This is a genomic window from Mesobacillus jeotgali (genome assembly GCF_002874535.1).
Classification (GTDB): Bacteria; Bacillota; Bacilli; order Bacillales; family Cytobacillaceae; genus Mesobacillus; species Mesobacillus jeotgali.
In genome coordinates this window covers 3,308,446-3,320,927 of the sequence record NZ_CP025025.1, presented here as the reverse complement: position 1 = coordinate 3,320,927, position 12,482 = coordinate 3,308,446, and the positions used below count along the sequence as shown (strand labels likewise).

General features: G+C 42.8%; 15 protein-coding genes and 2 other annotated features. Of the genes, 12 read left to right on the top strand and 3 right to left on the bottom strand.

Annotated features, from left to right (window positions below; genetic code table 11):
* Nucleotides 1-5: 5 nt before the first annotated feature.
* The 3 genes from dnaI (at nucleotide 6) to thrS (ending at nucleotide 4,241) form a co-directional block, all read left to right on the top strand.
* A complete protein-coding gene (dnaI, locus tag CD004_RS16875; RefSeq protein ID WP_102263822.1) occupies nucleotides 6-938 on the top strand; it encodes a primosomal protein DnaI in 933 nt (310 codons plus the stop codon).
* Nucleotides 939-1,072: 134 nt separating this feature from the next.
* Complete coding sequence (ytxC, locus tag CD004_RS16870) at nucleotides 1,073-1,948, top strand: putative sporulation protein YtxC (protein WP_102263821.1); 876 nt, start codon at nucleotides 1,073-1,075, stop codon at nucleotides 1,946-1,948.
* A 361-nt stretch (nucleotides 1,949-2,309) separates the two neighbouring features.
* On the top strand, nucleotides 2,310-4,241 hold the full coding sequence (gene thrS, locus CD004_RS16865) for a threonine--tRNA ligase (protein ID WP_102263820.1): 1,932 nt from the start codon (nucleotides 2,310-2,312) through the stop codon (nucleotides 4,239-4,241).
* 41 nt (nucleotides 4,242-4,282) lie between these two features.
* On the opposite strand, the gene CD004_RS23875 is transcribed toward thrS, so the two are convergent.
* A complete protein-coding gene (locus tag CD004_RS23875) occupies nucleotides 4,283-4,486 on the bottom strand; it encodes a hypothetical protein (RefSeq protein ID WP_158651581.1) in 204 nt (67 codons plus the stop codon).
* Between the two features lie 264 nt (nucleotides 4,487-4,750).
* Nucleotides 4,751-4,877: a sequence feature (ribosomal protein L20 leader region), on the top strand.
* A 130-nt stretch (nucleotides 4,878-5,007) separates the two neighbouring features.
* Between CD004_RS23875 and infC the strand changes: the two genes are divergently transcribed.
* From infC to CD004_RS16840, 5 genes are all read left to right on the top strand, one after another.
* A complete protein-coding gene (gene infC, locus CD004_RS16860; protein WP_158651580.1) occupies nucleotides 5,008-5,511 on the top strand; it encodes a translation initiation factor IF-3 in 504 nt (167 codons plus the stop codon).
* A gap of 16 nt (nucleotides 5,512-5,527) precedes the next feature.
* Complete coding sequence (gene rpmI, locus CD004_RS16855; protein ID WP_023627047.1) at nucleotides 5,528-5,728, top strand: 50S ribosomal protein L35; 201 nt, start codon at nucleotides 5,528-5,530, stop codon at nucleotides 5,726-5,728.
* A gap of 37 nt (nucleotides 5,729-5,765) precedes the next feature.
* Nucleotides 5,766-6,125 carry a 50S ribosomal protein L20 gene (gene rplT, locus CD004_RS16850; protein WP_102263819.1) on the top strand — a complete coding sequence of 120 codons (360 nt, stop codon included), beginning with the start codon at nucleotides 5,766-5,768 and terminating at the stop codon, nucleotides 6,123-6,125.
* Between the two features lie 95 nt (nucleotides 6,126-6,220).
* Nucleotides 6,221-6,496 (top strand): DUF1294 domain-containing protein, encoded by a 276-nt coding sequence (locus tag CD004_RS16845; RefSeq protein ID WP_319005006.1) that lies wholly within the window; start codon nucleotides 6,221-6,223, stop codon nucleotides 6,494-6,496.
* Nucleotides 6,497-6,554: 58 nt separating this feature from the next.
* On the top strand, nucleotides 6,555-7,127 hold the full coding sequence (locus tag CD004_RS16840; RefSeq protein ID WP_102263818.1) for a TVP38/TMEM64 family protein: 573 nt from the start codon (nucleotides 6,555-6,557) through the stop codon (nucleotides 7,125-7,127).
* Nucleotides 7,128-7,163: 36 nt separating this feature from the next.
* On the opposite strand, the gene CD004_RS16835 is transcribed toward CD004_RS16840, so the two are convergent.
* Complete coding sequence (locus tag CD004_RS16835) at nucleotides 7,164-7,565, bottom strand: sigma-w pathway protein ysdB (protein WP_102263817.1); 402 nt, start codon at nucleotides 7,563-7,565, stop codon at nucleotides 7,164-7,166.
* Between the two features lie 465 nt (nucleotides 7,566-8,030).
* Here CD004_RS16835 and CD004_RS16830 point away from each other — a divergent pair, with 465 nt between their 5' ends.
* Together CD004_RS16830 and CD004_RS16825 are read left to right on the top strand one after the other, a co-directional pair.
* Nucleotides 8,031-8,522, top strand: coding sequence for a dUTP diphosphatase (locus CD004_RS16830; RefSeq protein WP_102263816.1), 492 nt, complete (start codon nucleotides 8,031-8,033; stop codon nucleotides 8,520-8,522).
* A 75-nt stretch (nucleotides 8,523-8,597) separates the two neighbouring features.
* Nucleotides 8,598-9,683: a M42 family metallopeptidase gene (locus CD004_RS16825; protein WP_102263815.1), complete on the top strand. Its 1,086-nt coding sequence runs from the start codon at nucleotides 8,598-8,600 to the stop codon at nucleotides 9,681-9,683.
* Nucleotides 9,684-9,971: 288 nt separating this feature from the next.
* On the opposite strand, the gene sspI is transcribed toward CD004_RS16825, so the two are convergent.
* A complete protein-coding gene (gene sspI / locus CD004_RS16815; RefSeq protein WP_102263813.1) occupies nucleotides 9,972-10,187 on the bottom strand; it encodes a small acid-soluble spore protein SspI in 216 nt (71 codons plus the stop codon).
* A gap of 124 nt (nucleotides 10,188-10,311) precedes the next feature.
* On the opposite strand from sspI, the gene CD004_RS16810 reads away from it, so the two are divergent.
* On the top strand, nucleotides 10,312-11,067 hold the full coding sequence (locus tag CD004_RS16810; protein ID WP_102263812.1) for a TrmH family RNA methyltransferase: 756 nt from the start codon (nucleotides 10,312-10,314) through the stop codon (nucleotides 11,065-11,067).
* Between the two features lie 61 nt (nucleotides 11,068-11,128).
* Nucleotides 11,129-11,374: a binding site (T-box leader), on the top strand.
* Between the two features lie 56 nt (nucleotides 11,375-11,430).
* Nucleotides 11,431-12,468 carry a phenylalanine--tRNA ligase subunit alpha gene (gene pheS, locus CD004_RS16805; RefSeq protein ID WP_102263811.1) on the top strand — a complete coding sequence of 346 codons (1,038 nt, stop codon included), beginning with the start codon at nucleotides 11,431-11,433 and terminating at the stop codon, nucleotides 12,466-12,468.
* Nucleotides 12,469-12,482: the final 14 nt, after the last annotated feature.

Below are 12,482 nucleotides of genomic sequence, written 5' to 3'. Positions count from 1 at the left end.
TTCATTTGCAAAACATTAATGAAACATTGAAGAAGCTGGCGAATAACCAGAATTTCCAGGAGCGCTATGAAGCTATCAAGAGGCAGGTCATGCAGGATAAGCATATCAAGGAATTCCTCGATGAAAATGCAGAGTATATCACCAGGGAAATGCTCGACGGCAGTATGTCGAAGCTTTATGAGTTCTCCAACCAGAGCAAAGGCTGTGAAGATTGCGAGAGTCTCGCAGGCTGCAAGAACATGATTAAGGGATATGAGCCAGAGCTTTTCATAAAAGGGAACTTCATTGACATAAAATATGACCGGTGCAAGAAGAAGGTCATGCATGATGAGCAGCAAAAGAATGCACGCCTGATCAATAGTATTTTTGTGCCTAAGGAGATCTTGAAGGCATCTTTCGGGGATATTGAGCTCGATGACGCCGGAAGGTTCAAGGCGATCAAGATGGCAAAAGACTTTGTTGAGAATTATGAGCCTAGCCAAAAGAAAAAGGGTTTATTCCTTCATGGACCGTTCGGGACAGGTAAATCATATTTGCTTGGCGCAATCGCGAATGAACTTGCACAGAAACAGATTAGTTCATTGATTGTGTATGTACCCGAATTTTTCAGAGAAATGAAAAATGCGATCGGTGATCATACTGTCAATGACAAGCTTGAAGCAATTAAAAAGGCTAATGTACTCATGCTCGATGACATTGGAGCAGAAACGATGAGCAGCTGGGCGAGGGATGAAATCCTCGGGACAATCCTGCAGTTCCGCATGCTTGAAAACCTTCCAACCTTCTTTACCTCGAATTTCGACTTAAAAGGACTGGAGCATCATTTGACGCACAGCCAGCGGGGAGAAGAAGAACAATTGAAGGCAGCAAGAATCATGGAACGGATTAAATATCTTGCCGAGCCGGTAAAAGTAGAAGGCAAGAATCGCAGAATATAAAAAATGTGCCACAGCTAATCAAGCTGCGGCACATTTTTTTGCACTTATAACCAGTTATCGACCATATGGACACTTCTAAATTGTCCAAGTCCCCCATATATATAATCAGGGATTATTTAAGAGGGGGGATATGGTTGATTGAAATCATCTTCCAAAAAAAGCAGGATGCCTGGAATATGTACCAACATTTAGTCGCCAGGCTTGCTTCATGGCAGGAAACGAATTCAATTCTTCTTAATGAAGATCGAAATAGAGTGCTTATTCCAGAAGAATTTTATAAAAATGAAAAGTTGCATGTACTCAAGAAAAGTGTTTATGAATTTATTTTAAAGGTGAAACGTGATGACTGGTTAAGAGCCATCCTGGCAGAATCATATTTTTATAATGACAGTGAAGAACAGGACCAAATCCTTGATATCATTTATTCCGTCATAGAAGGCAACCGGAAAGAATTGGCTCCTTTCATGGAAGGTGTCGGGGAACAAGGCATGATCCAGAGTTCGATTAATGAAATTTTTAATGAAAGACTTTCATTCTCTTTTGATTCCTTTGTCATGTTCAGGCTGAAGGCTTACACTGAGCAGCTCTCCCAATGGGTAGAGATTGCGATTGACGAGTATAAGATGGAACAGGAGTACCAGGTTTTCCTGCATACCCTGAGGGATTTTCTAGAGGACAGGAAGCCGCAGATGTCCCATTTATATCTGGTGATTGACGAGAATATGGTCTTTTATAATCAGCAATTCACAGAAATGAAACGGAGTGATCTGTTTAAAACGATTGACCGCAAGCTGCTTGTCAATCATCCGGTCTATGTAGATTCCGGGACGATTGCGCCGTTGTTGTCAATTGCGCCAGAAACCATTTACTTATACACGGACGATCCTCACCAGCCGTTAGTGAGGACGATCATCAATCTTTTTGAAGAACGTGTGAAAGTCAGTCCAGTTTCCGCTTTTCATGACGAAAAAGTAAACTTTTTTAAAGAGGATCGTGAAAATATACAATAGCCCACTTGATTTTCAAAACATTACAAACTATAATTACGTACATACTAAATCAATAGTGAATGTAATGATGAGGACATGGGCATTCTTGAAAGGTTTCCAGAGAGGGAAGGCTTGGCTGAAAACTTCCTAACACTAAAGAAACGCTTACCACCTCTGAACTCCAGCTGTGAACGCCCATAGGGCAAGTATTGGCTGGCGGCAGAAGCCGTTACCGCAACCAGAGCCATTCCTGCGTTTATTTTTGCGCAAGAGTGGGAATTGGGTGGAACCACGTGTGATCAAACTCGTCCCTGTTTCAGGGACGGGTTTTTTTATTTTTCGCGCAAAAATTTGCGCCACATTTTAAAAGGAGGAAAAGCCAATGGCAGACATGTTAAAAATATCGTTTCCAGATGGAGCAGTGAAGGAGTTTCCGGCAGGCACAACTACTGAAGATATCGCCAGCTCGATCAGCCCGGGCCTAAAGAAGAAAGCCATTGCCGGTATGGTCAATGGACAGCCGTATGATCTCAAGAGAGCGATCGAGGAGGATGCAGCGATCGAAATCGTCACTCCTGATCATCCAGAAGCACTAGAAATCCTGCGCCACAGCTCAGCTCACTTGATGGCACAGGCAATCAAGCGTCTGTATAAAGATGTTAACCTTGGAGTAGGGCCGGTAATTGAAGGCGGCTTCTACTATGATATCGATATGGAACATTCTTTATCCCCGGAAGATTTGCCAGAGATTGAAAAGGAAATGAAGAAAATCATCAATGAGAACATTGAAATTGTCCGTAAAGAAGTAAGCCGTGAAGATGCAGTCAAGTTTTTCAAGGAGCTTGGGGACCCTTATAAGCTTGAATTGATTGAAGCGATCCCGGCGGATGAGAAGGTCACTCTTTATGAACAGGGAGACTTTGTCGACCTTTGCCGTGGAGTACACGTACCATCAACTGGCAAGCTGAAGGAATTCAAATTGCTGAGCATTGCTGGTGCTTACTGGCGAGGCGACAGTGACAACAAGATGCTCCAGCGTATTTACGGAACAGCTTTCTTCAAGAAGGAAGACCTGAAAGAGCACTTGAGGCTGCTGGAAGAAGCGAAGGAACGTGACCATCGCAAGCTAGGCAAGGAGCTTAACTTATTTACTAATTCCCAGAAGGTTGGCCAGGGTCTACCGCTATGGCTTCCAAAAGGTGCGACAATCCGCCGCATCATCGAGCGCTATATCGTTGATAAAGAAGTCAGCCTTGGTTATGACCATGTCTATACTCCGGTTATGGGAAGTGTTGATCTTTATAAAACTTCCGGACACTGGGACCACTATCAGGAAAACATGTTCCCGGTAATGGAAATGGAAAATGAACAACTCGTTCTAAGACCAATGAACTGTCCGCACCACATGATGGTATACAAAAACAGCATCCATAGCTACAGGGAGCTTCCAATCAGGATTGCCGAGCTTGGAACAATGCACCGTTATGAAATGTCCGGCGCGTTGGCTGGGTTGCAGCGTGTGCGCGGTATGACTCTGAACGATGCTCACCTCTTTGTTCGCCCTGACCAGATCAAGGAAGAGTTCAAGCGTGTAGTAGAGCTTGTGCTTGAAGTCTACAAGGATTTTGATATGAATGACTATTCGTTCCGTCTATCCTACAGAGATCCTGAAGACAAGGAAAAGTACTTCGATGATGATCAGATGTGGGAAAAGGCTCAAGCTATGCTTAAAGAAGCGATGGATGAAATGGGTCTGGAATATTTCGAGGCTGAAGGCGAAGCAGCATTCTACGGACCGAAGCTTGATGTCCAGGTCAAGACTGCCCTTGGCAAAGAGGAGACTCTTTCAACAGTACAGCTTGACTTCTTGCTTCCAGAACGCTTCGACCTGACTTATATCGGAGAAGATGGCAAGCACCATCGTCCTGTCGTCATCCACCGCGGTGTCGTATCGACTATGGAACGCTTTGTAGCCTTCCTGATCGAAGAGTATAAAGGGGCGTTCCCGACTTGGCTGGCTCCAGTCCAGGCACAGATCATCCCGGTATCTCCATCAGTCCACTATGACTACGCAAGAGAAATCAAGGAGAAGCTTAAGGCAGAAGGCTTCCGCGTTGAAATCGATGGCCGCGACGAAAAGATCGGCTATAAAATCCGCGAAGCGCAAATGCAAAAGGTTCCTTATATGCTCGTAGTCGGTGACAATGAAGTAACAGAAAAAGCAGTCAATGTCCGTAAATACGGTGAACAAAAATCCGAAACAATTGCCTTTGATGAATTCCTTGAGTCGTTCAGGAAGGAAGCGAAGAAATAAAAATAATAGGAGCCGACTGGCTCCTATTATTTTTTGTGTTTTTATTCTAAAGGTTTAGAACATGATGGACAAAGGTTTTTCGAATAGCTGCGCTGTACCCTTTCGCCACAGAATCGGCACGATTTGATGTGGATGGGCCGATTATCAATATCATTGGAGAAACCATAGCCAGTCCTGAAAAATTTCAATGCAGTGCCAGCGAGTAATCCAGTGATCACACCAGTAATGATGATTGCGATCAACATATGTACACCAGCTTTCTTGTCTATTTCTACCAATAATTATAGCAAGAAATCCGGATTTAAGTTGTGAAAAATCAACCTATACTAAGGATTATTCGTTTATTTGGCAGAATATTTTAGAAGGAGAATCTTACAATGCCTGAAAAAAAGTATTGCAGCATGTATTTCTATCTGATACAATACTTTTTGTTGCAGTTAACGAAAGTGATTCGTTTGACACATCGATTTCTATATGCTATATTAGCAAGAGTGAACTGAATACAAGTTTTAGGAAAGAAGAAGCACCCGCTTCTCACCTGGCTGACGCATTTCAGCTGTTGGCAGGTAATACGTAAACGTCTAATTATTTTGTTTCCGTAAGTGTGGGTGTCGTCGCCTGCACTTTTTTTATTGCAAAATAAAAACGGACTATATCGTATGTCATTGTGTGAGCAAGATGAGGCTTCGGCCGAGCAATGTACTTCTTCTCCTTGACAATGTATTCGATAAAACCCTGGAGGTGGCTAATTATTAGCAAAGATGCGATGTTACTAAACGAGGGAATTCGTGCTCGCGAAATTCGTCTGATCGATCAAAACGGCGAGCAATTAGGAATCAAATCCAAAGCTGAGGCTCTTGAGATCGCAGCACGCGTAAATCTTGATCTTGTCCTTGTTGCTCCGAACGCGAAGCCTCCTGTAGGCCGAATCATGGACTACGGAAAATTCAAGTTCGAACAGCAAAAGAAAGAAAAAGAAGCACGTAAGAACCAAAAAATCATCACAACTAAAGAAGTCCGTCTTAGTCCGTCAATTGATGAGCATGACTTTAACACAAAGTTGCGCAATGCTATCAAGTTCCTGGAAAAAGGCGATAAGGTTAAAGCATCTATCCGTTTTAAGGGCCGTGCTATAACCCATAAGGAAATCGGTCAACGTGTTCTTGATCGCTTCTCTGAAGCTTGCAAAGAAGTAGCGACAATCGAATCACATCCGAAAATGGATGGCCGAAGCATGTTCCTAGTTCTAGCACCTAAAACTGAAAAGTAACGAGGAGGAAGTCCCTATGCCAAAAATGAAAACTCACCGCGGCACTGCCAAACGTTTCAAGAAAACTGGAACTGGCAAGCTTAAGCGTTCACACGCTTACACTAGCCACTTATTTGCTAACAAGTCTACAAAAGCTAAGCGTAAGCTTCGCAAATCTGCAATTGTTTCTAAGGGCGATTTCAAACGTATTCGTCACATGCTTGACAACATTAAGTAAATTCGAGCGATCTCGATTTATATAGGAGGGAAATTACATGCCACGTGTAAAAGGCGGTACAGTTACGCGCAAGCGTCGTAAAAAAGTCATCAAATTAGCAAAAGGTTATTTCGGTTCTAAACATACATTATACAAAGTTGCTAACCAGCAGGTTATGAAATCTCTAATGTATGCATTCCGCGACCGTCGCCAGAAGAAGCGCGACTTCCGCAAACTTTGGATTGCTCGTATCAACGCAGCAGCTCGCATGAACGGCCTTTCTTACAGCCGTATGATGCACGGCCTTAAGCTTGCAGGTATCGAAGTAAACCGCAAGATGCTTGCTGAACTTGCAGTAAGCGATGCAGCAGCATTCGCTCAATTGGCTGAAACAGCTAAGCAGCAGTTCAACAAGTAATTAAATCGATAAGATGAACCATTCTCATATTGAGAGTGGTTTTTTCTTTTTATAAGATATAATGATTTCAAAGAACTTAAAGAGGACGTGAAGATGTGGGGATATGGAGTTTGGCCGGCTTGATTGCAGTCATGAACCTTGCGGGCTTTTTTATCATGGGAATGGATAAAAAGCGGGCAAGAAACAATCATTATCGAATAAGCGAAAAAACACTATGGAATGTTGCTTTTTTGGGAGGGGCAATCGGGGCAACAGCTGGTATGAAGCATTTCAGGCATAAGACGAAGCATGCCCAGTTTAAATATGGGTTGCCACTCCTTGCTATTATTGAGCTTGGTATATTTACATATTTATTTAAGCTTTTGTCATAACAGCTTGTATGATTCTATAAGCTAGTAGCAACAAAGACTAAGCAGGCAGGTGACAAAAATGGATGATGCGTGGTCAATGCTGCTAATCATTGTGGAATCTGGAGGCTGGTATGCACCAGTATTGTTTATATTGTTTCATGTCTTCCGCCAATTTGTATTCATACCTCCTGCGGTTGTCTGTATTGCTGGCGGGTTAATATTTGGGATCGTACCGGGAATCGTATATTCGCTGCTCGGCTTGTCGGGAGCAAGTATATTATTCTACGTTTTGATGAGGCAGATTCCAGAGATGATGAACAAGCTAAGCAGGCTGAAAAAAAGGCTGGTAGGGCGCTTCAGGGATCTGACCGTTGCCCAGGTGGCGCTATTGAGGCTTGTGCCGGTGATTCATTACCAGCTGCTAAGCTTTTGCCTTTACGAGCGGAAAAGTAATTTTAAAGACTTTATGTTTGCTTCATTTCTCGCCAATATTCCATTCGTCATATTTTATACGATATTCGGGGAGTATGTCGGAGAATTTGACTCATTTACAGGGCTCTTTCTGATGATTGTATTTTTGCTGTTTGCCTATTTGTTGCGTGAGAAAATTACCTTCATTAAATGGCGTGAATTTTTTGATAGAATAACATAAAAAAAGCGTCCGGAATATTTCGGACGCTTTTACATTTTATATCTCATCATCATGTTCATGATTTGCCATGAATTCCTTAATTGGGCTTTTCCAGTCGATTTTGGCCACCGGATAGCTCTCACGGATTTTCCGTTCAATGAATTGGAAATCCTCAAGGACAAGCCCTTTCAAGGCCGAGGTTTTTTTAGGCCAAATGAAAATGGAAACAACCTCAAAAGCAGACGGAGTTGTGCCTAAATACTTTTCGCCTTCAAATAAAACACCCTTATATGTTAATAAGAAATTCTTGCGGACATTGTCTGGATCATCCAATAAGAAAAAGCGCTTCTGTTCATGAGCAAGCTCCAGCTTCCTTTTCGGGTGGAATAAATACTTCACCGCGCTGTATATTAAAAAAATGAATAACAGTAATAAAATTAGACGTAAAAGCAGGATCATGACTGCCCCTCCAATGCGAACTTTCCTTATTTACGGATGAGATTCTAAATAGTTTCAACAATTTTATAATTGTTTTATACTTTTTTTAGGATGAAGAATAAGATTTGGCGATTCGGACAGATTTTGGGTGAATCAGAAGAAAGTTGATGTCTGAAGTCAGGTCAAGTTCGGACAGGTTTGGAGGAAAAGGCGAGAAAGCTGTCCGAAGTCAGGTCAAGTTCAGACAGGTTTGGATGAAAAGGTGAGAAAGCTGTCCGAAGTCGGGTCAAGTTCGGACAGGTTTGGATGAAAAGGCGAGAAAGCTGTCCGAAGTCAGGTCAAGTTCGGACAGGTTTGGAGGAAAAGGCGAGAAAGCTGTCCGAAGTCAGGTCAAGTTTGGACAGGATTGAAGGAAAGCGCGAGAAAGCTGTCCGAAGTCAGAAACTTAATCATTTAGTCAACAAAATCATAAGATGGAGCTGAAAAATGAACACAACAACCCTTTTTAAAATGCAAAAAGCACTCGATAGTCATATTGAATCGCAACATGGTCTTGAAAATGAAGATTTATTTGATCGAAAGGTCCTCGCGCTGCTTGTTGAAATTGGCGAACTTGCTAACGAGACTAGATGTTTCAAGTTTTGGAGTGTGAAGCCTGCCTCCGAAACAGAGACCATCCTTGAGGAATTTGTGGATGGTGTTCATTTTATATTGTCCTTGGGGATTGAGTGTGGTTTTGAGGACCTGGAGACAATCACGCAAAGCCAATTGGATGAGCTAGACGCTACCAAGCAGTTCCTTTCTATTTACGAGTACGCACAGAAATTCAGGAACAGCCGCAGCAAAGAAGATTATGTTCAATTATTCCAAGGCTACCTGAAGCTTGCCCAGTTGCTCGGTTTGAACGAGGATCAAATTGAACAGGCATATATTAAGAAAAATGAAGTAAATTATGAGAGGCAGCGAAAAGGTTATTAGGCAGAATTTTTTGTACAATACCCCGCATGTCTAGTATAATAGGTTTCGAAACTACATATTAAGGGAGTCGAAATAATGGCGAAATTAGATGAAACATTAACAATGCTAAAAGATTTAACCGATGCCAAAGGCATTCCCGGCAATGAGCGTGAGCCAAGAGAAGTAATGAAGAAATACATAACTCCATTCGCTGATGAAGTATCGACTGACGGACTTGGCAGTCTGGTTGCCAAGAAAGTCGGCAATGAAAATGGACCGAAAATCATGGTTGCCGGCCATCTTGATGAGGTTGGTTTCATGGTAACAAGCATCGACGACAAAGGATTCATCCGCTTCCAGACAGTTGGCGGCTGGTGGAGCCAGGTCATGCTTGCACAACGCGTGACAATCGTAACACGCAAAGGTGAAATCACTGGGGTAATCGGTTCTAAACCGCCTCACATCCTTCCTGCGGAAGCGCGCAAAAAGCCAGTTGATATCAAGGATATGTTCATTGATATCGGTGCTTCAAGCCGTGACGAAGCGAAGGAATGGGGAGTAACTCCTGGAGACATGGTCGTTCCTTACTTCGAATTCACTGTTATGAACAATGAGAAAATGCTTCTTGCTAAAGCATGGGATAACCGTATCGGCTGTGCTATTGCAATCGATGTCCTTAAGGGTCTTAAAGATGCTGAGCACCCGAACGTCGTATATGGCGTTGGAACAGTTCAGGAAGAAGTAGGCCTTCGCGGCGCTAAAACTTCCGCTCAAATGATTCAGCCTGACATCGCTTTCGGCGTTGATGTAGGGATCGCCGGAGACACTCCAGGCGTTACAGAAAAAGAAGCACTAAGCAAAATGGGTGACGGCCCACAGATCATCATTTATGATGCATCAATGGTATCTCACAAAGGCCTTCGTGATTTTGTGACAGACCTGGCTGATGAATTGGACATTCCATACCAGTTCGATGCAGTAGCGGGCGGAGGAACAGACTCTGGAGCTATCCACCTGACACACCGCGGTGTACCAGCGTTATCCATCACAATCGCGACACGCTACATCCACTCACATGCAGCAATGCTACACCGTGACGACTACGAAAACGCTGTAAAGCTGATCGTAGAAGTTATCAAGCGTCTTGATAAAGAAACAGTTGAGAAGATCACTTTTGAATAAGATTTAGGATATGGTTGTCCAGAAATCAGTGAAAACTGGTTTTCTGGACAATTTTTTTGTCTTTATTAAACGTTTTTTCTACAGCTTTTTATATAATCACTACGCTTTTGAACATAATCACTACAAAATCAACATGAATCACTCCAATAACTGCATTGAACACTACGAAATTAACTTTAATCACTACGAAATCGAGCGTAATCACTACTTTATCCATTTTTATGGAAAAAGGACCCCGTTTAGCACTAAAAGAAAAGAACTCCTTCAAATGAAGGAGTTCTTCCAAATTTATTGCTTTCCTTTCAATCCTTCTTCCAATGCGTTGAGCATTTCCTGCTGTTCTTCAGCAGATGCGTTCTGCCAGATCACTTCAAACAAGACTCCAAGGCCTGGAAGCATTTTTTCTTCTCCATTTTGGATGGCATCTACAATAGTATCCTTCAACTCATCCTGTGAATTTCCTGCTACATTTGTAATAACTGCATTCCTAAGGTTTAGGTTCATCCTTTGCTCAAACTCCTTTCAAATTACCAAGATGGTTATAGGATGAACAATTTTGGTTTTATTATGTATCTGTTTTGAGCTATAATAGTAAAATTGAACAAGCCATAACAAAGGAGAGCCAGAGTTGAAGTACATTCAATCTGATAAAAATCTGCAAGTGAAGCAGTGGAAGAAATTACTGACGCGAAAGGAACGCGATAAGTCCGGTATGTTCCTTGTTGAGGGCTTCCATTTAGTTGAAGAAGCACTGACGAAAAAAGAAGATGTAGAAGAAATCATTTTAAGCGAAAAAACTGAATTGCCGCATGGCCTGGATTACGGTGAGATTCCTGTTACGGTTGTAACGGATGAAATCAGCAAGCAGCTTGCTGATACCGAGACAACTCAGGGTATATTTGCTGTATGCCGGCAGCCGAAGAACACAGAAGCAAATGGAAAAACCTTTTTATTGATTGATTCTGTCCAGGACCCAGGTAACCTTGGCACGATGATTCGGACAGCTGATGCTGCCGGAATTGATGCTGTCATTGTCGGGAAGGGCAGTGTCGATATGTATAATCCTAAGGTCTTGCGCTCTGCGCAGGGAAGCCACTTCCATTTGCCGGTTTTAAGTGGAGACCTTTCCGAGTGGGTTACCAAACTTCAAGATGAAAACATTCCGGTCTATGGAACCGCCCTTGAAAATGGAGTCGTTTTTACAGAGGCTGAAAAAGGGGGAGCCTTCGCCCTGCTCGTAGGAAATGAAGGAAGCGGTGTAAATAAAGAGCTTCTGGCAAAAACAACACAAAATCTTTATATCCCGATTTACGGCAAAAGTGAATCGCTGAATGTCGCTGTCGCCGCAGGTATTTTGCTATATTATTTAAAAACAGCAAAATAGGCCCTAAAACCATTTGATACTGCGCCAAGATTATAATATAATAAACAGCAAAAATAATATTTCAAAAACGATGACGGAGAAGAGTAGCTTGAAGCTGTCCATCAAGGGAGAAAATGCCGAAGACTGGAAGCATTTTTATGGAGCATGCAAGCGAAGTTCACCTCCAGAGTTGGCATCGGGACCGCTTTTACAGGCGTAAAGATGCATCGGCACAAAGCCGTTATCTCAATGAAGCGAACACGTAATACATATTGTATTGCCTGTTAAAAAGGGTGGTACCGCGATAACCTTGAACCTCGTCCCTTTATAAAGGATGAGGTCTTTTTGTGTTCAAAAAAGAAGAATATGAAGGAGGATTTACCAATGCAGGATCGTTTAAAAGAACTGCAGGCTGAGGCTCTTGAAAAAGTCGCCGCAGCAGCTGACCTTAAAGAATTGAATGATGTTCGTGTTTCCTATCTTGGGAAAAAAGGTCCAATCACAGAAGTATTAAAAGGAATGGGCAAGTTATCAGCTGAAGAAAGACCGAAAATGGGTGCCCTTGCAAACGAAGTCCGCGATGCGATTTCCGGCCAGATTGAAGTAAAGCAGAAGGAACTTGAGGAAGCGGCAGTCCAAAAACAATTGGCAGCTGAGCAAATCGACGTGACCCTTCCTGGAAGGCCTGTCAGAACTGGCAGTCATCACCCGCTTACGAGCATCATCGAAGAAATCGAAGATCTTTTCATCGGCATGGGCTACACAGTAGAGGAAGGTCCGGAAGTCGAAAAAGATTACTATAACTTCGAAGCATTGAACCTTCCGAAGGGGCATCCAGCACGTGATATGCAGGATTCATTCTACATTACAGAAGAAACATTAATGCGCACACACACATCCCCTGTCCAGGCAAGGACGATGGAAAAACACCAGGGCAAGGGTCCTGTAAAAATCATCTGCCCGGGCAAGGTTTATCGCCGTGATAATGACGATGCAACACACTCCCACCAGTTCATGCAGATTGAAGGGCTTGTCGTTGATGAGAATGTAAGAATGAGCGACCTAAAAGGAACGCTTGAAGTTTTTGCAAAGAAAATGTTTGGCGAAGATCGCGAAATTCGTCTGCGTCCTAGCTTCTTCCCTTTCACAGAGCCATCTGTCGAAATGGATATTTCTTGTAAAATTTGCGGCGGATCAGGCTGCAGCGTGTGTAAGGGAACAGGCTGGATTGAAATCCTTGGTGCAGGGATGGTTCACCCGAATGTGCTTGAAATGGCAGGCTATGATTCGAAGAAATACACTGGTTTTGCATTTGGAATGGGACCTGAGCGTATTGCGATGCTAAAGTATGGAGTCGATGACATCCGTCATTTCTATACAAATGATGTCCGCTTCTTGAAGCAATTTTCAGTTGAAGAATAATGATTAGGAGGGTA